Source organism: Haloferax elongans ATCC BAA-1513, from assembly GCF_000336755.1.
Lineage (GTDB): Archaea > Halobacteriota > Halobacteria > Halobacteriales > Haloferacaceae > Haloferax > Haloferax elongans.
Genome location: NZ_AOLK01000023.1, coordinates 133953 through 153248, shown reverse-complemented (window position 1 = coordinate 153248; position 19296 = coordinate 133953). Strand labels below are relative to the sequence as shown.

Below are 19296 nucleotides of genomic sequence, written 5' to 3'. Positions count from 1 at the left end.
CGGACTTACGACTCTTTCTCGTCGGGGGCGTCGTCGCCGTCGCTGCCTGATTCGTCGCCAGCGGAATCTGTCGCGTCGTCGCCGCCAGACGCTGCGGCTTCGTCCCCTTCGTCTTCACCGGCGCGCATCTCTTCGGTCATGGCTCTGGCCTCCTCGAAAATTCGTGCCGCGTCGCCCGTGAGGTTCGGCTCGCCACCACCGCCGAACTGCTGTCTGCCATGGTCGTGACTGTGTGTGTGGTCGTGGTCGTGGCCGGCCATGTGCTCGTGACCGTGGCCGTCGTCGAAGGGTGACGGTCTCGACTCGCGGCGGTCGACGGTATCTTCGAACACTTCGTCGAACTCGCGTTCTTCGGCTTCGTCGGCGACAAGTGGCCCGAGCGTGTCGGGGTTCATCGACGCCCACGAGGGCTCGTGTTCGTCGAGCCACGTCTCGTGGTCGTCACCGTGGACGATGGCCTGTAACGCGAGGTGGTTCGCGAGATGTGTCTCGTCGCGTTGTGGCGCGTCGCAGACCGGACAGGCATATCCCATGCTCACCGGTAGTGCGTGAACGTACCAAAATGCGTCGTCGTCCGTCAGGGTGAGAAGGGAGTCGCGGCCATTGTGCGTGGTGTAGGCGCACAGGTTGCCGACGGGCCGCGAGTTAGTGTTGGAGTGTGTGGTTGTGGTGGTGATGGTGATACCGATTGGCGATACTACGCTGCAGGTGTGACGATAACCGTTCCGTCGGCCCAGACGGTTACGTCACAGGATGCGTACCGAAACCGGACGCGTCCGTGTGATGGCGACTGCGTCTCACGGTCAGTTGCTGCCTCTGACATCTGCGTCTCACGGTCAGTTGCTGCCTCTGACATCGATGCCACGACCGGCGAGTGAAAAAGCCGGCCGAGAGCATCGGGGTTCACTACGTCCGTGAGTGGTGGAAGGTCGAGTGCGTCGACGGCTGTCGCTTCGGCTGTGGCTGTTACGATAGTTACAGCTAGCGTATCTTGCCCGTTCCAGTCGTGCCGTGCGACGACTTCGTTAGTTGTGCCCGTATTCCATCCCTCGTCGCTGTTCTGTATCACACGTGCCTCGTCCATGGTTCGATTCGCGTCGGCGCCTCGCCGACAGGTAGCCCAACACAGGTGTAGGATATATGGTTCGTTGCTATCTGGCTAGTACTGGTTGAACGTCGCACTCTAGGTACCTAGAGTCGAAGGTGAGAACTACGTGGTATACTGGTATGTGAGTGGCACGTGGCGAACGGGAGCCCCGCTGTGCACTCAGTCGAACAGTTCGTCGACCAGTTTTCGCTCTGCGGCGCGGAGGTGGTACTGGAAGGTCGGCGCGCTGATGTCGAGTGTCTCGGCGAGCCCTTCTGCGGTACTCTGTCGGGGCCATTCGTAGAACCCAGCGAGATACGCCGCCCGAATCGCCTCGTACTGGCGGTCGGTCCACTCGTCGCGCATCATCGTGGAGGACGTCGCCGGCGACTCGGCTTCTTTCGTCTTCGTCCGCCGAGACAGCAGTGCGGTTCCGGGATAGTCGGCCGCTATCGCCTCGACGAACGACCGAACGTGAATCCGTTCCGGTACGTCCACGGTCACCGTCGTCTGTGTGCCGTCTGACCGGAGTTCTCGTAGCTCCGCCTCAGACGCGTACAGGGTCTCGAAGAGCGCTTCCCGCGGGAGACGGAGTTCGAACAGGCCGCCGTCTTCGTCCGCAGAGAGCAAGCGAACGTTCGTCGCGACATCTGTTCCGGCAGCGACCATTCCCGCGTGGTCTGCGTCGGCGGTGACGAACGCGACGAGCGAGCCGTCTGATTGGGGGAGAAGTCCCGTGAGTGTGACCCCGGAGTCGATGCGGTTTGCGAGTCGGGTGAGAGACAGGCGGTCACTGCCGAGCTTGACTTCCACTTCGACGCGACGGTCTGCCAACATCGCTCCTGCACGCCCCGTGGACGCGACAGCGTGGGCGACAGTGTCTCCTAACTCTTCGAGCAGGAGTCGGTCACTGTCGGCGAACGCGTCGGTCGTGGTTCCGTGGACGACGAACAGTGCCTCGACTCGCTCGTCCGCGACGGCGGGAATGACGGCGAGCGAGCGGAATCCGTAGGTGAGTGCGTCGCCGCGGTGGCTCCCCCAGGCGTCGTCGTCGAGGACGTCGTCGATCCGCTGCATCGACTTCGTCTCTATCGCCCGTTCGAGCAGTCCAGAGAGCGGTTCGGCGTTCGCAACCTCGCCGAGTCTGTCAGCGTAGGCGGAGTCGGCACCGTGGACGACGTCGGGTTGTGGTTCGAACTGCTCACCAACCTCGTGGGGTTCGAGGTGCCAGACGACCGCGTACTGGTCGGCGCGCGCGAGGTGTTCGCCGACTGCGGCCAGCGCGTCACGACGGGTGGGTGCCTTGATGAGCGACTGATTGATGTTTCGAATGGTCGTGTTTTTATGGTCGAGTTCTCTGAGCGTCTCGTTCTGTTCGGCGAGTCGCTGGTCGCGCTCACGCAACTTCTCTTCTGCCCGAATTCGTTCGAGCAACTCCTCGACGGTCGCCGTGAGTAAGTTCACGAGTTCGACGTCCACGTCGGTCGGTGCGACAGTCCCCGGGTGGCCAGTGACGAGAATTCCGTGGCGGCCGAGCGGGGCTGCGATGACACGCTCGACACCGTCGACGACCCCGCCGTCGGGGGCCACTTCGACTACGCGCACGTTACCGTCGACAAAGGCATCCCACACGCTGCCTTCAGTGATTCCGCTGCCGAGTGGTTTGTCGCCGAGGCCCGTCCCCGCTTCGCCGACTCTCGTGAGCTTCGTTTGCTCGTCGTCGAAGACGAACAGTTCGGTTCGGGCGTCGCCGAGTACTTCGTCGCAGGCCCTGACCGCTACGTCGAGAACTGCATTGCGGTCCGGCGCGGTCATCATCTCTCGTGTCCGCTCGTGTAACGTTGCGAGCAGTCGCTCGTAGCGGTAGCGAGCCGTCACGTCACGAAGGACGCCGACAGAGCCAATCGCTGTGCCGTCGACGACGAGCGGTGTCCGGTGGTCTTCGACGCGGACGGTCGAGTCGTTCTGCGCTGGCAGTTCGAACTCGACCGTCTCACCGGACGACGAAGCGAAGCCGACCGCTTCTCGCTCTGTCAAGCCGAGTTCGTCGGCGAGTTGACTGGCTGATACCCCGATGATGTCCTCTCTCGTGCGGCCCGTGAGACGCTCGAACGCTGGATTGACGGCCGTAAACCGGCCGTCGTCGTCTAAGGCGTACACCGCGTCGCCGACGGTTTCGAGCATGCGAGCGTACTGTTCGACCTTCGCTTTCCGCTCTCGTTGTTCGGTGATGACGGTGAAGTACACCGACAGCCCCGTCTCGGATGGATAGGCTCTGACTGCGTACCAGGTATCCGTGTTTTCGGAGTACGCCTCGAACTCCCTCGGCTCCTGTGTCTGCATCGCCGCCTCGAACTCCGGTTGGAACGACGAGGACTCCGGGACGAGGTCTCGAAGGTGTCGGCCGATGAGGTCCATCGCCGGTTCGTCCATCACGTCTTTGGCCCGTGCGTTGACGTACGTCAACCGCCAGTCCGTGTCGAACGCGATAACCCCTTCGCCGACGCGGTCTAGTACTTCCGTCAGGGCGTTTTTGAGTTCGTGGCGGTCGATTGCAGCCCCGACGATGGCTGCGATGTTTTCCAAGAAGTGGATGTCGTCGTCGGAGAACTGCCCGGGGGCGGTCGCGTGGGCACACAGGACTCCCCACCGGTCCGCATCGACGCCAATTGGGACACTCATCCCACTTTTGACACCACGCGGAACGACGCCCTCAATCGGGTCGAATCGCTCGTCCGAGGCGAAGCTATCGACGACGACTGACCGACCGCGGCGGAACGTCTCCGAGACAAGCGTTCCACCGGTGTCGTCGAGGACCGTCTCGACGGGTTCCGTGCCTGTCCCTGACGCCGCAGCGACACTGAACTGCTGTTGCTCTTCGACGTGTTCGAGTACCAGCACGGACTCCGCGCCGAGCACTTCGCCGACACGATTCACGAGGAGTTCGAACACGCCGTCGAGGTCCAGTGTCGTGAGCGCGAGCGCGCCCACTTCGGAGACGACCTGCTGTTGGGTGAGGCGAGTCCGATTCGACCGTTCGACGCGGTAGTCGGCGATTGCCTGTTCGACGCGGAACCCGAGCCACGCCATCGTCTCCGGGTCATCGGACCGATGGACGTAATCGGTTGCACCCGCGTCGATGGCGTCGGACACGTGGTCCTGGTCGTCGCTCGCGATCATAACCGGGATACCACGGTCGTGGCGGCGAATGTCGTGCAGAAGTTGGAGGCCACCGCCGCTCGCGAGCGGGGTCGTCAAGACGACGCAGTAGATGTCGTTTTGGCTAGCGAAAAACTCCGTGCGCGCCGCGCTGGTGTCTGTGATGTGACGTACCGAGATGTCCTCGATGCGAGTCCGGAGCGACGATTCGAGCGTTTGGACGAACTCGCTGTCGTCGCTGACACAGAGCACAGTTGCGGACGGTGACACAGTCGATGTACGGGGCAATCTATGTTAAGGACTACCATGGAACAGATTACAATACTGTCACCTACTCTTCCACTCGTCGAGGTCGAGGACCATGATGTAGGCGTCTTCGCCGTTCGAGTAGTAGCCGGGATTCCGTCGTGCGGCCTGAAAGCCGACGCTTCGGTAGAGGTCGAGCGCCGGGTCGTTCGAGACGCGGACTTCGAGTTTGACGACGGTCGCACCCGCCATCACGAGCCTCGTCAACGCACTGACCAGCAGGTGCCGTCCGAGCCCCCGTCCGCGGGCCTCGGGTCGAACCGCGAGATCCTTGACGTGGCCGATGTCGTTGCCGTGATTCGGCATCACGTCGGCGACGACGTAACCGAGGATGTCGTTGCCGCGGGCGGCAACGAGAAATGCGGGTTCGTCGACGAACAGTTCGAACGCCGAGTACGGCCACGGCTCGTCGAAACACGTGCGCTCGATACGGAGCACGTCGAGTAAGTCGGCGCGGTCGGCCCGCCGGACGACCACGTCGTCGGGGCGAGCGTCGTCGAAACCCGTCACGCGCGCCGCTACGTGGTGGGCATGCAAAAACACGCGGGCTCGACTCCGAGACACGGGGGCGCCTCGGCGACGACGTTGTCGCTCGGCGGTCGAAAAATGTGAGAAGTGTTGGGTGTGGCGTTAGTCGTCCGCGGGGGCAGCGCCGCCTTCGGCCTGCTGCTTCGTGAGGGTCAGCTTGCCACCGGCCGCGAGGATGTTGCGCTCGCGTTCGGATGCGTTGAGTTCCGCCGTCGCTTCCCAGTCGTCGTTCACGCGGATGGTGAACTCTTCCTGACCGGATTCGACTGCGGCAGCCACGTCGTCGACGATTTCGACGTCGTCGCCCTGTTCGATCTTCGCGTAGGTCTCCTCGTCGATGGCGAGGGGGACGATACCGAAGTTGAACAGGTTCGCCTTGTGGATGCGAGCGAACGACTGCGCGAGAACGGCCTCGATGCCGAGGTACATCGGACACATCGCGGCGTGCTCACGCGAGGAACCCTGACCGTAGTTCTCGCCAGCGACGAGGACACCGGAACCGGCTTCCTTGGCGCGCTGGGCGAACGTCTCGTCGACACGCGAGAGCGTGAAGTCCGAGAGGCGCTCGATGTTCGAGCGGAACTTGAGGATGTCGGACGTCGCCGGAATGATGTGGTCCGTCGTGATGTTGTCCTCCATCTTCAGGAGCGTCTCACCGGAGATGTCGGCACCGAGCGGGTCCTGAAGTGGGACTTCGCCGATGTTCGGGCCCTTGATGAGTTCGTCGTCGATGGCGTCTTCCGCGTAGATGAGGTCCGTCTTGGAGCCGTCGTACTTGTCGGGGAGTTCGACACCGGGCGACTCGAGGTCGCCGAGTTCGTCGGCGAGGTCGCGTGGGTCGATGATTTCGCCCTTGAGTGCTGCGGCGGCAGCGACCTGCGGCGAGCAGAGGTAGACGTTGTCGTCCTCGATACCGGAGCGACCCTCGAAGTTGCGGTTGAAGGTACGCAGAGAGATAGAGTCGGAGGCAGGCACGTGGCCGATACCGATACACGGACCACAGGTCGCCTCGGAGACGTTGACACCGGCGGCCATCATCTCGGCCGTCCAGCCTTCGCGGGCCAGAATCTCACCGGCCTGCTTCGAACCGGGCGCGACAATCATTTCGAGGTGCTTTGCGACTTCGCGGCCCTCGAACATCTTCGCGGCCGGGAGGATGTCCTCGTAGCCACCGTTCGTACAGGAACCGACGAGGACCTGCTCGACCTTCTTGCCAGCGACTTCGCGGACGGGAACGACCTTGTCCGGCATCGACGGGCAGGCGATGAGCGGTTCGAGGTCCGAGAGGTCGATGACGATTTCGTCGGCGTATTCCGCGTCGTCGTCGGCCGTCAGTTCGACGTACTCGTCGCCGCGACCCTGTCGTTCGAGGTAGTCTTTGGTCTTCTCGTCCGTCTCGAAGATGGACGAGGTCGCACCGAGTTCCGTCCCCATGTTGGTGATGGTCGTTCGCTCGGGCACGGAGAGCGATTCAGCACCGGGGCCGGTGTACTCGAACACCTTGCCGACGCCGCCCTTGACGGTCTCGCGGCGGAGCATCTCGAGGATGACGTCCTTCGCGGAGGACCACTCGGGAAGCTCGCCTTCGAGGCGGACGTTGACGACTTCCGGCATCTCGACGTAGTACGCGCCGCCACCCATGGCGACGGCGATGTCGAGGCCACCAGCACCGATGGCGAGCTGACCGAGGCCACCGGGCGTCGGCGTGTGCGAGTCGGAGCCGAGGAGCGTCTTGCCGGGTGCGGCGAAGTTCTCCTTGTGGACGTTGTGGCAAATACCGTTACCGGGTCGGGAGAAGTGGGCACCGTATGTCCCGGCCGCAGAACGGAGGAAGCGGTGGTCGTCCGTGTTCTTGAAGTCGAACTGGTAGGTCTGGTGGTCACAGTACTGGGCGGCGAGTTCGGTCTGTGCCTCGTCGAGGTCGAGTGCCTCGAACTGCAGCCAGACCATGGTCCCAGTCGTGTCCTGCATCAGAACCTGGTCGATTTCGATTCCAATCTCCTCTCCGGGGGTGAGGTCACCCTCGACGAGATGGTCCGATAGAATCTGTTCAGTGAGCGTCTGTCCCATAACAGGCGAATGTCGATGGGCCTCGAATATAAATCCCGCGTACTTCCCTATCTTCGAACGTGAAGGATACCGCAGTCTGACGGTTTCTACCGTCTAAGGACGATTAAACTCCTTGGTGGTTGCCCCATGCCACTTGTCATCAGACAGGTGGTGGTGGCAGGTTCCACCTCCATCACGACCTGAGGAGCCGTCTCGACTGGGTCACCGAAGTTCGGCATCGTTTTAGACGCCGTGGACTCGCATTCGAGTATGTACCGCGCCGGTTCATTCGTCGCACAGCACATCACGCCCGTCTCCGAGGACCAGGTCCAACCGAACGGCGTCGATTTGACACTCGACGCCATTCTCGAACAGGTCGAATCCGGGCGTATCGGCCGCGAGGGAAAGACCATCGGCGAGCGTCGCGCGCTCGACGTCAGCGACCCCGTGACAGAGACCTACCACCTCGAACCGGGTGGCTACGTCCTTCAGTACGCCGAGACGGTCCACATCCCCGAGGGCCACGTCGGTTACATCTACCCCCGGTCGTCGCTGATGCGGAACTCCTGTATGCTGAACACGGCCGTCTGGGACGCCGGATACGAAGGGAAGGGTGAGGGGCTGCTACAGGTCCACCACCCGATCGAACTCGAACGCGGCGCGCGCGTCGCTCAAATCGTCCTGGCCGAGGCGACCCACGACGACACCTACGACGGGAGTTATCAGGGCGAGCGAACCGAGTAGCACTTGACACGATTCGGTACTTTCGACCGTCTATCAGGTGCGTCAGACCGACCGTCTCGTTTCCCCGACGTTCCGTAGAATGACGAACTCGTTTCAAGTTCGCTTGCCACGTATGTACCAGTGCGGAGGGGAGACGTCCGGGCCGAGCGAGGGGCGACCTGTGGACTACCCGCCTCCGCGTTTTCCTCCCTGTTTCAGTGCTCGCCCACTGGCGAGGCTCGCCCAAATTTCCAAACACGTGTTCTCCGACCCAAAGGCACATTTACGCACGAGCCTAATTTCCCCCACTAACCGATGTCACGGAGTCCATCTCTCCCAGAACGTCCTCATCTCGATCTGGACCCCGACATGTCGGAAGCAGAGCGTCTCTCTGCACTCCGACAGCATTTCGAACGGATGGTCGAGGTCAACCGCGAACTCGACGAGCGCCTTCAGGCGGTAGACGAGAAGCGGGCCGAGTTGGTCGACGAAGTCGAACAGATAAAAGCGCGTAACGACGCGCTGAAGACCGCGTCGTACTACATCGCCACGGTCGAAGAGGTGACCGACGACGGCGTCGTCATCAAACAGCACGGCAACAATCAGGAGGTGCTGACCGACCTCGCGCCGAACCTCACGTACGAGGACCTCGAACCCGGCGACCGCGTCGCCATCAACGACTCGTTTGCCATCCAGACCATTCTGGACGACGAGACGGACGCCCGCGCGCAGGCGATGGAAGTTGTCGATTCGCCGACCGTCTGCTACGACGACATCGGCGGCATCGACGAGCAGGTCCGGGAGGTTCGCGAGGCGGTCGAACAACCCCTCGAAAACCCCGAGATGTTCGAGAAGGTCGGCATCGACCCACCGTCTGGCGTCCTCCTCTATGGCCCGCCGGGTACCGGGAAGACGATGCTCGCGAAGGCCGTCGCCAACGAGACCAACGCCTCGTTCATCAAGATGGCCGGGTCCGAACTCGTCCAGAAGTTCATCGGCGAGGGTGCGCGCCTTGTCCGCGACCTGTTCAAACTCGCCGCCGAGCGCGAACCAGTAATCATCTTCATCGACGAAATCGACGCGGTTGCCTCCAAGCGTACCGACTCGAAGACCTCCGGTGACGCCGAGGTCCAGCGGACCATGATGCAACTGCTCTCGGAGATGGACGGCTTCGACGACCGCGGCGAGATTCGCATCATCGCGGCGACCAACCGCTTCGACATGCTTGACGAAGCGATTCTCCGTCCCGGTCGCTTCGACCGCCTCATCGAGGTTCCCAAGCCCGACGTCGAAGGTCGCCGTCGCATCCTCGACATCCACACCCGCGACATGAACGTCGCCGACGGCGTGGACTTCGACGCGCTCGCCGAGGAACTGGACGACTACTCCGGTGCCGACGTCGCCTCGCTCGCCACCGAGGCGGGCATGTTCGCTATCCGCGACGAGCGTACCGAAGTGACAGAAGCCGACTTCCACGCGGCCCACGAGAAACTCGAAGAGGTCGAAGAGTCCGGCACCGGCCCCATCTCCGGATTCACCGACTACCAGTACTGAGCAGACCCGAACTGGGGCGTCTGATACGGAGTCGGCACTAACTCGGGGCCGAACTACGGAGCCGTCTCCGATTTCAGCACTCTGTATTGAGACTCCCCCGGCTTTACTTCCGATTTGTCCGTTCTCATCCGTAACCCCCTTTTTAGCTGGCGCGTTCGTTCAGACATGAGCATCATCCGCGTCGTCCGCGGGGTCGGTACGGCCCCGACGGAGATGGCGTCCTACGACGCCGCCCTCGCCGCCGCCAACATCCACAACTACAACCTCGTCGCTGTCTCGTCTGTCGTTCCCGCGGACGCGACGGTCGAGGAAGTCGATGTCGCGCCCGACCTCGGCCCGGCAGGCACCCGCCTGACGGTCGTCGAAGCCCGCGAGACGACGTCCACGCCCGGTGAGACGGTCGTCGCCGGCCTTGGGTGGGCGACTGGACCCGGCCCTGGTCTGTTCTACGAGGCCTCGGGAACCGACGAAGACGCCGTTCACACAGCAGTCATCGACGGTCTCGACGCCGGTCGCGGGCTCCGAGAGTGGGAGTTCGACGACGAACAGGTCGCGCTTACCGCGGCAGAACACGAGGGTGACGGCTACACGACCGTCGTCACGGTTGCGGCGTACGGCGATAGCGAATCTATTTTCTGAGTCGTCGTCACCGCTGAGACGCTCGTTTCCTGTCGGACGTGTGACCGACGCACTAATCAGGGGTGGTGACAATCCACTGCTGATGAAGGGGGAGGACGCGTTCGACTACTCACCCGGGCGAATCGCGGCGGTCTACGCTGTCTTCGGGTTCGTTTGGGTCCTCGTGAGCGACTACTTCGTCGAGCACATGCCGAACCACGCGCTCCTCCAGACCTCGAAGGGGTTGCTGTTTGTCGTACTCTCTGCTGGTCTCGTGTACGTTCTCGTCAATCGCAGTCACACCGAACTCGCCGAGACGACCGCCCGCCTCGAAACGACGCTGACGCAGACGAGCGTCCTGCACCGAGTCCTCCGCCACGATATCCGAAACGCCTGCACAGCGATTTTGGGATACACGGAACTCGTCGAAGCACGCTCGGACGTCCCCGACGACATCGACGCCGTGGCGTCGATTCAGGCGCGCGCACAACGATTAGTCGATGTGAGCAACGAAGTCTCGCTGCTTCGGTCGGTCGAAAAAGCGGAGGGAGTCGAGGTCGAAATCGACCTTGTTCGCGCCGTCACCGACGCGGTCGAAGACACGAAGCTCGAACATCCAGACGCAGCGGTATCCGTTGATATCCCACCAGCGGTCGTCGTGGAAGCACACCCGGCATTGCCGCGGGGAATCGCCGAACTTCTCGACAACGCTGCGGTCCACAGCGACGACGAACCGACCATCGAGATTTCAGTCACGCGAACCGGCGAAGAGGTCTGTGTTGCCGTCGCCGACGACGGTCCCGGAATCCCGAAAATCGAGCGCGACGCCATCATCAACGGGACAGAGACGCAGCTAACGCATACGACTGGAATCGGACTGTGGCTCGTCTGGGCCGCCGTCGAGGCCTCTGGCGGGTCGCTTGACGTCGAGACGCGCTCACCGCACGGGACTATTGTCTCGATTCACCTCCCGACAACGACTGACGAGTCGGCTGTGGGACTCGGGACGATAACGGCTGCGTGGTCTCTTTGACCAGTGGTACCCTGACTCACGGATGACGACGGGTTTTTACACGTCCTCCCCGTAGCCATGACGACTGATGAACGGGAACAACCCATATGCGGGCGCTCCCGGCGTCCCTGGTGCCGGCCGGACGTCTGATGCTGTCGAGCTGACCCCGGAGCAGATGGATTCGCTCCGGCGGGCTGTCGCCGGCATCGTCTCACGTACCGAGTCGTATCTCCCCGAGGGGTTCGCCGTCGGGTCCGAACTCTCGACGACCACCGGGGGTCCGATGGCGACGGTGGCCGTCCACCCACCTATCGGCCACCCGGTCAGCGCTGGCTTCTCTCCCGACACTGAGGACCTCGACACCGGTCTCACCGACGAAGACCGCGACGAGGTCGCCCGTGGCCTCGCCGCGAGCGCCGCCTTTCAGGTGATGAGCGCCGTCGGCGACGACATGACCCCGGCGGCTCGATAAGTTCGCTCGCACTCTCCTCTTTTTGCTACCGACGACCCTCGCCTCGTGAGCGTCCGTTCTGCCGGACATACCGTACCCGCGCAATACGTGATTATATCCTCAGCAGCCGTCTCTCCGCCCGGAGTAGTGTAATGTCACAGCACGCGACGAGGGAGTTTTCGAACGCACAGCATCTGCAGGTTCTCGGCGCACTCATTAGCGTCACCGCGGGAAGCGACGACACAGACGGGGAGTACACAGTTCTCGACATGCTCGTTCCGCCGCGGTTCGAGAACGGTCTGCACACACACGCGCCGTCTGAAGTATTCCATGTCATCGAGGGCGAAGCACGACTTCATGTAGACGGCGTCGACCAGACGCTCTCGCCGGGGATGAGCGGCTACGTCGGCAGTGAAGTCCCACACGGATTCGCCAACGAAACCGACGAGGTATGCCGCGTCATCGCAGTCATGTCACCCGGTGGGTCGGAAGCGTTCTTCGTCGAGGCTGGCGTCCCGGCCGATGGTCGCACGCTTCCCGAACCGCAGGAGGTGACCGACGAGCAACTGCAGGAACTGTTTGCAATCGGCGAGCAGTACGGCTTCGAGTTCCTCGGGCCGCTTCCGGCCTAACCCGGACGGAAGACACGATTTCTGGCGTTCTCCTTTTTACCATCCCATCGGAATCGCAACAACTCACTTCACCCCGAAGCGCGTAGGTGACGTATGGACCCACTCAAGCAATACGCAGACGAGATTGGGCCGACAGCGATTATTTTCATCGGGTTGGTTCTGGTCATTATCCCCGAACCCGCGTCGTCGGCATTCGGTGTGGGGTTGATGTTGTTCGGCGCGGCCTACTGGATTTGGGAGTGGAACCGACCGTGAGGAACACAGGCGGTTAGATACCGCGGTATCGACGCCCCGTCGTCGTGGGTTCGTCTCTGTCCGACTCGTGTGTCGCGTCGAGGCCCACGTTGTTGGCGTCGAGACTCATGTTGTTGGCGTTGAGACTGACATCAGGTGTGGACGACCGCACCGCGTCAGTCGGTGCGGCGACGAACAGCCCATAGGCGAGGACGAGCGCTGAGACGAACCCCCCGGCACCGGTCGTCAACGAGAGCGGTTGTCCGGTCAATGCCCCCACGGTGACTCCCACGAAGAGCGGAACCGGGAGCGCCGCGAGGATGACGTCGTAGCGTGTCTCTGAGACGATGCTGTCGCTATGGGATGTTCGTTTGCGCATGATTCTACCTCACTGTACCCTATTGGATAATAGAACAAATTTGTTACGGCGCGGGCGGGCGGTTAGGGGTGGTTTCGGGATGGTCCGTCTGCTTCGAACGAACGCTATTTGCCCCAGAAGGGGTCACGCCGCCGATGCTTGTCGAGGTAGCCCGAAAGCGCCTCCAGTTCGTCCACCGGGATGTCGTCGCGGAGTTCCTGTTCGAGAATCTTCGCGTGCTTCTCGGGGACTTCAATCCAGAGTTCGTCGCCTTCGTCGATTTGGCGGCCGACGGTCGGGCCGTCGATGGCGACACTGACGCGGGAGCCAGCGCGGGCGCTCGACACGTCTTCGCCCTGTTCTTGAATCCCGGAGAGTTGGCCGACGCGATTCGGCTCGCCGTCTTCCCACTTGACGACGTTCATGTTGTTCTTGATGGTCCCGGACATGATTTCGACGCCGACGACGGCGGGGTTGTTCTGCCGGAAGACGTGGTCTTCGAGGATGCGGAAGCGACATGGCCGGACGATTTTGTCGAGAATCGTCTCCTGCTGTTCGCGCTTCATCTCGTCGACGTACTCCTCGTACTCCTCGATGAGTTGGTAGATGACGTCGTCGTCGAAGAGTTTCACGTCGCTCGTGTCGAGTTCGTCCTGTGCGTTCGAGAGCACGTCCACGTTGAATCCGAGGATGACCTTGTGCTCGGGTTCGCGGGCGGTCGAGGCGACAGCCACGTCACGCGGGGCGATGTCGCCGACTTCGGCGCGGAGGATGGGCACTTCGGCCTCTTGGAGGGCGTTCGCCATGGCTTCGAGGCTGCCGAGTGTGTCGGCCTTGACGACGACACCCTCCTCTTCGGTCGTGACTTCGATGTCGGCGAGTTCCGCTTCGACTTCGTGGATGACCTCGTCCACGTCGCGGTCGCCGACGACGCGCACTGGTGCGCCGGCCATCGCGTCTTCGAGGTCCGGGGCGGCAATCTTGACACCGGCCGCGGCACCGACTTCTTCGACCTTGTCGAAGCGCTTCTCGGTGCGAATCTCGGCGTTCGGCCGGGGTTGGAGCAGAGCGCGGACTTCCGTCACGATGGGTTCGTTGGCCCCGCCGACGACGATGGTATCGCCCGCGCGGATGGTCCCGTCGTAGAGGACGACGTCGAGCGTGGCACCGAAGCCGCGTTCTTCCTTGACTTCGAGGACGGTTCCGTAGCCGGGACCGGCCACGTCGATGGCCATCTCGTCTTTCATGTACCGCTGCGAGAGACCCATGAGGACGCCGAGGAGGTCCGGAATTCCCTCGCCGGTCATCGCGGAGACGGGGACGACACCGATGTTCTTCTGGAAGTTCTGGACGCGCCAGTAGAAGTCCGACGAGAAGCCTCTATCGGAGAGTTGGCCGATGAGTTCGTAGAGACTCTCGTCGAGTTTGGACTTCGCGCGAGAGGACTGCGCCTCCAGCGATTTCTGGATTGGTTCACCCTTTTGTGGGTTCCACCCTGGCGTCGTGTCGACCTTGTTGGCGGCCACGATGAACGGCGTCCCCGTTCGTTTGAGGATGTCGATGGCCTCCTCGGTCTGTGGTTGGAACCCGTCGTTCACGTCGACGACGAGGATGGCGATGTCGGCCAGCGCGCCCCCGCGAGAGCGGAGGGTGCTGAACGAGTGGTGCCCCGGCGTGTCGATGAAGAGCAGTCCCGGCAGGTCGAAGTCGTCGGGGTTGACCAGGCTGCCGGCCATCTGCGAGACCGTGTCTAACGGGACCGCGGTCGCGCCGATGTGCTGGGTAATAGCACCGGCTTCCCCCTCGCTCACGGCCGACCCGCGAACCTTGTCGAGGAGACTGGTCTTCCCGTGGTCGACGTGGCCCAGGACCGCCACGATGGGTGTGCGAAGCGTATCGGATTGTGACGTCGAATCAGTATCGGACATGAAGAATCGCCCCGGAGAAAGTTCCTTACGGGAATCGAGTCGGTGACTCAAGTTAAGTCCATCGTCACGCACGCCCGTAATCCATGTTACGTGGGAGCACAGAACTCCACCGAGGTCCGCAGACGGACTCTCGCCCCCGATTGTTCGACGATACGGAGCTTCCCGTCGGTCACTCGTCAGACGCCCCCGTGGCGTTTATGTGAGGGGACGAGGTAGGTCCGTGCATGGCCGATATACTCGCCGAGAACCTGTCTGGGAAGGCCGTCATGGGGTCTGATGGGACGGAACTCGGGATGCTGTACAACATTACGATGAATCTCAAGTCGGGTGAGCTTCACAACTTACTCGTCGAGCCGAACGAGCAAATCGCGCCGAGCCGCGTCGGATTCGACCGCGACGACCACGGTCGGTTCCTTATTCCGGTCAACCGCGTGCAGGCTGTGAAAGATTACATCGTCGTCCAACGCTAGGCAGATGCGAATTCTCGACACGTCTGCGTTCATTCACGAGTATCACACTGACGACGAGACGGCGTCTATCCCGCTCGTCAAAGAAGAACTCACCGGCGAGCACGCCTTCCGGTTCGACGCGCTCGAAGGGGCGGGCATGTATGTCCACATCCCCGGACAGGGAACCGTCGACAAGGTCCTCCGCGCCGGTGGCGAAACCGGTGACAAGGGCGTCCTCTCCGAAACTGACGCGCGCCTCATCGCCGCCGCGTTCGAACTCGACGCCATCCTCGTCACGGACGACTACGCGATGCAGAACGTCGCCGAACACCTCGGCGTCGAAGTCGAAGTCATCGCGCAGGACGGCATCACAGAGCAGCGCGACTGGAAGTTCCAGTGTCAGGGCTGCGGCCGTGAGTTCGACGAAGACAAAGAGCGCTGTCCAATCTGCGGGATGGACCTCTCGCGCAAGAACCCGGCGTAAGACGGCGCGAGCGTTTTTCCCGAATTCAGCTCAGCATCGACCAAGAGCCGAGCGTCCGGCATCGACGCCGACCCGCCCAGAGCGTTCGAGAAGTCAGACCAAGCCTGACCGCGCGAGCTCGACGCACCACGTGAGAGTCCCCGACTTCGAGAGCCCAGCGGCGTCTCTCGTCGACGCGATGGCTCTCTAGGTATCCTCAACGCTCATGGTACGGTCGAAGCAGTCAGGGTCTGTCGTCTTCGTAATCCCGAAGCAGTCGGAGCAGTGGCTCGACTTCTCCCCAATTCGGGCCCTTACCAAACTCGCCGCTCTCCCGATTCCACGTGATATATCCCTGTTTTTCGAGCTTCGGGAGATGGCTATGGAACAACTGTATCTCGCTGGCCTGCAAATCCGTGCCTACACCGTTTCCCGCTCTGAGTGCCCCCATTCCGTACCTGGGGCTGTGGTCGAGTAATGCGACCAGCAGCCGTCGGCGATACGTGTGACTCACCGCATCCAACGCACGGTCGATCTGGTTGCCGACGGTCATACAGAGAACAGACACCGGACGCACCTTTGCGTTTGGCATGGTGTACAAGGAATATCCGGTACTGCTGTTAGAAACCGCCCGCACCCTCAATCGACTGCCTCGAACTCATCGTCCATGGCTGCAACGAGCGTGTTCTCGACGAGCGTGATAATCGCACGGCGTAACCGCTCTGTGACTGCCTGGTCCGAAATATCGAACGCTTCTGCGAGGTCCTTGGTCGACATCCGCCGTGGAATCGAATAGTACCCTCCCTGCACGGCCCGCATCAGCGTGTCCCGCTGGGTGTTTGTGAGTCCATACCACGGTCCAGTCCCCGGTTTCGTCGGGTTGTATATTCGCCCTACTTCGAGGGGGATGCGACCGTTCGAGCAGGATTCTTGGAACTCACTGAGCGCCGTGTGGGTCGGAAATCGGAGTTCGAACTCCCACGTGGTTGACGTCCCAGTTGCACTCAGCAACTGTGCGTCGGCCTCCACTATCGCCTGAAAAAAGAGATCACGAGAGACTGCCCAGCCTAGGGCGTACAACGTCTGGCTGTTGTGTTTGCTCACCTCTCGAATACTCTCTACCGAAGGATGTTTTCTGACGTTCTTCTCGAACGCGTCCCGCGATGCGTCGTGGACGGTAAAGAACGGGACGGCTTTCTCACCGAGTGGAACCAAGTTTTCGAGGACGATGCTGGTCCCGCCCTCCATTTCGAGGATACGCCCCAGTTCGAAGGAGGAGGCCGGAATGCGAAGATGGGCGATGACGGACATTACTGTTCGTATAGAGTACGTGAGCGAACGGGGTAAGTATGGGAGGCTTGGTGTACCACCCCAAGAGGTAGAACTTGGTGTACCATGGTGAACGGTAGGTCTATTGCACTGGCTGGCCTCGCTTCAGAGAACGAACGCTCTTCGCGGAGAACAGGCCGTATCGGCGTGCGAACGGTCTGGGGAGGTGCCCCCTCTTCGGGTCGAGAACATCGCGGAACCGAACTATGACACGCGACAAATTGAAAGACGTCACCGTCACGTCTGTTGAGGACTTCGAGAGCGTGCTCGCGGAAGCAATCGAGAGAGCGACGGCCGAGGGCGTAGACGTACGCGGAGCGTGGGAGTTCCAGACTAGCGGCTCGCCCCACGACTGGGAAGTCCAAGTCGTCGAACTGGCCAGGAACTTCGACGGGAACGAGTAACGACGCACTTCTCTCGCTCCTTGGGGTTCTAATCGAGTCCGAACTACACCAATCCAGTCGTCTGTGCGTAACTCACGACGAACTGCACTGCGTTGAACAGTCCGTGGACCACCGCCGCGACGACGAGATTGCCGCTTTTCTCGTAGATGGCCGCGAGGACGCCGCCGAGGACGAACACCATCACGAGTGAGACGAGCGCGCCCGCCCCCGTGAAGGACCAGACGTGAATCGAAGCGAAGACGGCGCTCGACAGGACGATAGCCGGAATCGGACCCCAGAGCCGCCGGAGTTCGCCGAATGCGATGCCGCGGAAGATGAGTTCCTCCGCCGGACCGACGAGCACGATGGTGACGACGGTCAGATAGAGGAAGTACATCGGACTCTGCGCGCCCTGTTGGGCGATGACGCTGTCGCCGCTTTGGACGTTGAGGGCACTCATGAGTGCCGAGCCGCCGAGATAGACGCCGAAGAGCGCGACGAGGCCGCCGGCAATCCACAGCAGGTCGCGTTTCGACGGCGATTCGAGTCGGATGAGTTCCCAATCGTCGCGGGCGGCGAGGTAGCCGAGGCCGACAGCACCGAAGCCGATGAAGGTCCCGGCGCTCTGGAGTGCGTCGAGAAGCGGGTCCGAAGAGTCGAGAAATCCGCTGGCGAGTCCGTGTGCGATGGACCCGAAGACCGCGCCGACGATGAGGGTGAGGGCGACGACGATGATGATGCCCCCGTACGCCTGCAGGTGGTCGGCCGGGGTCGCCGACGAGCGGGCGGTGTCGTGTGCCATTACCGTCCGTTTGGAAGGCGGGTCGGATAACCGATTCGGGTCGATTCGCCTCCGCGTCGTCGCAAACGGGGCTCGGTCGAAACCGACGGCAGGGCACACTGCGTTCGGTCGCGTCCTCCCGACCGCAGTCATCATCTCCGGCGGACAAGCTAACACGACTGCGCCCGTATAGTAGCGAATGAGCGCGGCACGACAGCTCTTCGACCTCCTCGAAGACGGCTCCGAGCTTTACGTCGTCTGCCACAACAACCCGGACCCGGACTGTCTCGCGAGCGCCCTCGCGTTAGGGAGAATCGCCGTGGCGGCTGACATCGACGAGACGCACATCTTCTACAACGGCGAGATTTCTCACCAACAGAACCGCGCGTTCGTCAACCTCCTCGGCATCGACCTCAAGAAACTCGACCCGGCGCACGTCCAGAACCGGCCGTCGGGGTCGCTGCTCGCGTTCGTCGACCATTCCATACCCGGCGCGAACAACCGCGTCCCCGAGGGAACCCCCATCGACGTCGTTATCGACCACCACCCCGCCGACGACATCGAGGCCCGGTTCGTCGACCATCGCGTGGAGGTGGGTGCCGCCGCGACGATTCTCACCGAGTACCTCCGCGAACTCGACATCGAACTCGATGTCACACTTGCGACGGCGTTGTTGTTTGCAATCCGTCGCGAGACGCTCGACTTCCTCCGGGGAGTGACCACCGACGAATACCGTGCAGCGACGTTTCTCCACGACGCCGCGGACCGCGAACTGCTCCACCGATTGTCGTCGCCGTCTGTCACCGGCGCGACGGTGGACGCCATCGCGACGGCCATCGACAACCGCAGAATACTCCGTTCGGTGCTTATCTCGAACGTCGGACGGACGAGAGAGCGCGACGCGCTCCCACAGGCCGCAGACTATCTCACGACCCTCGAGGGCGTCCAGACGACTATCGTCTTCGGCATCATCCGCGACGCGATTCACCTCAGCGCTCGGTCACCGGACCCGCGAACCCACGTCGGTGACGTCCTCAACTCGGCGTTCGAAGACGTCGGGAGTGCTGGCGGTCACTACGACGCCGCTGGCGGCGAGATTCCACTCGGTATTTTCGCCGATTACACGACCGATGACGACACGCTCGTCGATATCGTCGAATCGGTCGTCACGGCGCGTCTCTTTCGCGCGTTCGGCCTCGACGGTGAGGCCGAAGCACGCGGTGCTCCCACGGACGACGACGGGGAGTGAGGC

General features: G+C 62.3%; 21 protein-coding genes. 12 read left to right on the top strand and 9 right to left on the bottom strand.

Annotation, left to right across the window (positions count from 1 at the left end; all coding sequences use genetic code 11):
• Positions 1-5: 5 nt before the first annotated feature.
• From C453_RS17365 to C453_RS17345, 5 genes are all read right to left on the bottom strand, one after another.
• Positions 6-533: a DUF5810 domain-containing protein gene (locus tag C453_RS17365; protein WP_008326571.1), complete on the bottom strand. Its 528-nt coding sequence runs from the start codon at positions 531-533 to the stop codon at positions 6-8.
• Positions 534-697: 164 nt separating this feature from the next.
• Positions 698-1084 carry a HalOD1 output domain-containing protein gene (locus C453_RS17360; protein ID WP_008326558.1) on the bottom strand — a complete coding sequence of 129 codons (387 nt, stop codon included), beginning with the start codon at positions 1082-1084 and terminating at the stop codon, positions 698-700.
• Positions 1085-1267: 183 nt separating this feature from the next.
• Positions 1268-4498 carry a GAF domain-containing protein gene (locus C453_RS17355; RefSeq protein ID WP_008326557.1) on the bottom strand — a complete coding sequence of 1077 codons (3231 nt, stop codon included), beginning with the start codon at positions 4496-4498 and terminating at the stop codon, positions 1268-1270.
• A gap of 75 nt (positions 4499-4573) precedes the next feature.
• Positions 4574-5062, bottom strand: a complete 489-nt coding sequence (gene rimI / locus C453_RS17350) for a ribosomal protein S18-alanine N-acetyltransferase (protein WP_008326556.1) — start codon at positions 5060-5062, stop codon at positions 4574-4576.
• A gap of 120 nt (positions 5063-5182) precedes the next feature.
• A complete protein-coding gene (locus C453_RS17345) occupies positions 5183-7150 on the bottom strand; it encodes an aconitate hydratase (RefSeq protein WP_008326555.1) in 1968 nt (655 codons plus the stop codon).
• 231 nt (positions 7151-7381) lie between these two features.
• Between C453_RS17345 and C453_RS17340 the strand changes: the two genes are divergently transcribed.
• The 7 genes from C453_RS17340 (at position 7382) to C453_RS20485 (ending at position 12374) form a co-directional block, all read left to right on the top strand.
• Positions 7382-7873 (top strand): deoxyuridine 5'-triphosphate nucleotidohydrolase, encoded by a 492-nt coding sequence (locus C453_RS17340; protein WP_275039782.1) that lies wholly within the window; start codon positions 7382-7384, stop codon positions 7871-7873.
• 294 nt (positions 7874-8167) lie between these two features.
• A complete protein-coding gene (gene pan2, locus C453_RS17335) occupies positions 8168-9406 on the top strand; it encodes a proteasome-activating nucleotidase Pan2 (protein WP_008326551.1) in 1239 nt (412 codons plus the stop codon).
• A 165-nt stretch (positions 9407-9571) separates the two neighbouring features.
• Positions 9572-10045: a pyruvoyl-dependent arginine decarboxylase gene (locus tag C453_RS17330; protein WP_008326549.1), complete on the top strand. Its 474-nt coding sequence runs from the start codon at positions 9572-9574 to the stop codon at positions 10043-10045.
• A gap of 82 nt (positions 10046-10127) precedes the next feature.
• The gene (locus tag C453_RS17325) at positions 10128-11057 is read left to right on the top strand and encodes a sensor histidine kinase (protein WP_008326530.1); all 930 of its coding nucleotides are present in this window, start codon (positions 10128-10130) and stop codon (positions 11055-11057) included.
• Positions 11058-11124: 67 nt separating this feature from the next.
• Positions 11125-11508, top strand: coding sequence for a DUF5811 family protein (locus C453_RS17320; protein WP_007541821.1), 384 nt, complete (start codon positions 11125-11127; stop codon positions 11506-11508).
• Positions 11509-11639: 131 nt separating this feature from the next.
• Positions 11640-12119, top strand: coding sequence for a cupin domain-containing protein (locus C453_RS17315; protein WP_008326528.1), 480 nt, complete (start codon positions 11640-11642; stop codon positions 12117-12119).
• Between the two features lie 93 nt (positions 12120-12212).
• Complete coding sequence (locus tag C453_RS20485) at positions 12213-12374, top strand: hypothetical protein (protein WP_008326524.1); 162 nt, start codon at positions 12213-12215, stop codon at positions 12372-12374.
• A gap of 13 nt (positions 12375-12387) precedes the next feature.
• On the opposite strand, the gene C453_RS17310 is transcribed toward C453_RS20485, so the two are convergent.
• Both C453_RS17310 and infB read right to left on the bottom strand, forming a co-directional pair.
• The gene (locus tag C453_RS17310; protein WP_008326522.1) at positions 12388-12732 is read right to left on the bottom strand and encodes a hypothetical protein; all 345 of its coding nucleotides are present in this window, start codon (positions 12730-12732) and stop codon (positions 12388-12390) included.
• 104 nt (positions 12733-12836) lie between these two features.
• Positions 12837-14639, bottom strand: a complete 1803-nt coding sequence (infB, locus tag C453_RS17305) for a translation initiation factor IF-2 (RefSeq protein ID WP_008326521.1) — start codon at positions 14637-14639, stop codon at positions 12837-12839.
• A gap of 224 nt (positions 14640-14863) precedes the next feature.
• Here infB and C453_RS17300 point away from each other — a divergent pair, with 224 nt between their 5' ends.
• Together C453_RS17300 and C453_RS17295 are read left to right on the top strand one after the other, a co-directional pair.
• Positions 14864-15109, top strand: a complete 246-nt coding sequence (locus C453_RS17300; RefSeq protein ID WP_007541830.1) for a PRC-barrel domain-containing protein — start codon at positions 14864-14866, stop codon at positions 15107-15109.
• A 4-nt stretch (positions 15110-15113) separates the two neighbouring features.
• Entirely contained in the window at positions 15114-15572 is a 459-nt protein-coding gene (locus tag C453_RS17295) for an NOB1 family endonuclease (RefSeq protein ID WP_008326519.1), read from the top strand.
• 618 nt (positions 15573-16190) lie between these two features.
• Here the strand turns inward: C453_RS17295 and C453_RS17285 are convergent.
• Positions 16191-16862, bottom strand: a complete 672-nt coding sequence (locus C453_RS17285; RefSeq protein ID WP_008326515.1) for a helix-turn-helix domain-containing protein — start codon at positions 16860-16862, stop codon at positions 16191-16193.
• 224 nt (positions 16863-17086) lie between these two features.
• Between C453_RS17285 and C453_RS17280 the strand changes: the two genes are divergently transcribed.
• Complete coding sequence (locus tag C453_RS17280) at positions 17087-17284, top strand: hypothetical protein (RefSeq protein WP_008326506.1); 198 nt, start codon at positions 17087-17089, stop codon at positions 17282-17284.
• 43 nt (positions 17285-17327) lie between these two features.
• Here the strand turns inward: C453_RS17280 and C453_RS17275 are convergent, their stop codons facing one another.
• Positions 17328-18065 carry a CPBP family intramembrane glutamic endopeptidase gene (locus tag C453_RS17275; RefSeq protein ID WP_008326504.1) on the bottom strand — a complete coding sequence of 246 codons (738 nt, stop codon included), beginning with the start codon at positions 18063-18065 and terminating at the stop codon, positions 17328-17330.
• On the opposite strand from C453_RS17275, the gene C453_RS20055 reads away from it, so the two are divergent.
• Both C453_RS20055 and C453_RS17270 read left to right on the top strand, forming a co-directional pair.
• The gene (locus C453_RS20055; RefSeq protein WP_152418093.1) at positions 18052-18237 is read left to right on the top strand and encodes a hypothetical protein; all 186 of its coding nucleotides are present in this window, start codon (positions 18052-18054) and stop codon (positions 18235-18237) included. The two genes, C453_RS17275 and C453_RS20055, sit on opposite strands and share 14 nt — an antisense overlap.
• A 6-nt stretch (positions 18238-18243) precedes the next feature.
• Positions 18244-19293, top strand: a complete 1050-nt coding sequence (locus C453_RS17270; RefSeq protein WP_008326502.1) for a DHH family phosphoesterase — start codon at positions 18244-18246, stop codon at positions 19291-19293.
• Positions 19294-19296: the final 3 nt, after the last annotated feature.

Bases quoted from the DNA above. Each gene is read 5' to 3' on its own strand.
- C453_RS17365 (WP_008326571.1), bottom strand. From the start codon at position 533: ATGGGATATGCCTGTCCGGTCTGCGACGCGCCACAACGCGACGAGACA.
- C453_RS17360 (WP_008326558.1), bottom strand. From the start codon at position 1,084: ATGGACGAGGCACGTGTGATACAGAACAGCGACGAGGGATGGAATACG.
- C453_RS17345 (WP_008326555.1), bottom strand. From the start codon at position 7,150: ATGGGACAGACGCTCACTGAACAGATTCTATCGGACCATCTCGTCGAG.
- pan2 (WP_008326551.1), top strand. From the start codon at position 8,168: ATGTCACGGAGTCCATCTCTCCCAGAACGTCCTCATCTCGATCTGGAC.
- C453_RS17330 (WP_008326549.1), top strand. From the start codon at position 9,572: ATGAGCATCATCCGCGTCGTCCGCGGGGTCGGTACGGCCCCGACGGAG.
- C453_RS17325 (WP_008326530.1), top strand. From the start codon at position 10,128: ATGAAGGGGGAGGACGCGTTCGACTACTCACCCGGGCGAATCGCGGCG.
- C453_RS17320 (WP_007541821.1), top strand. From the start codon at position 11,125: ATGAACGGGAACAACCCATATGCGGGCGCTCCCGGCGTCCCTGGTGCC.
- C453_RS17315 (WP_008326528.1), top strand. From the start codon at position 11,640: ATGTCACAGCACGCGACGAGGGAGTTTTCGAACGCACAGCATCTGCAG.
- C453_RS20485 (WP_008326524.1), top strand. From the start codon at position 12,213: ATGGACCCACTCAAGCAATACGCAGACGAGATTGGGCCGACAGCGATT.
- C453_RS17310 (WP_008326522.1), bottom strand. From the start codon at position 12,732: ATGCGCAAACGAACATCCCATAGCGACAGCATCGTCTCAGAGACACGC.
- infB (WP_008326521.1), bottom strand. From the start codon at position 14,639: ATGTCCGATACTGATTCGACGTCACAATCCGATACGCTTCGCACACCC.
- C453_RS17300 (WP_007541830.1), top strand. From the start codon at position 14,864: ATGGCCGATATACTCGCCGAGAACCTGTCTGGGAAGGCCGTCATGGGG.
- C453_RS17295 (WP_008326519.1), top strand. From the start codon at position 15,114: ATGCGAATTCTCGACACGTCTGCGTTCATTCACGAGTATCACACTGAC.
- C453_RS17285 (WP_008326515.1), bottom strand. From the start codon at position 16,862: ATGTCCGTCATCGCCCATCTTCGCATTCCGGCCTCCTCCTTCGAACTG.
- C453_RS17280 (WP_008326506.1), top strand. From the start codon at position 17,087: ATGACACGCGACAAATTGAAAGACGTCACCGTCACGTCTGTTGAGGAC.
- C453_RS17275 (WP_008326504.1), bottom strand. From the start codon at position 18,065: ATGGCACACGACACCGCCCGCTCGTCGGCGACCCCGGCCGACCACCTG.
- C453_RS17270 (WP_008326502.1), top strand. From the start codon at position 18,244: ATGAGCGCGGCACGACAGCTCTTCGACCTCCTCGAAGACGGCTCCGAG.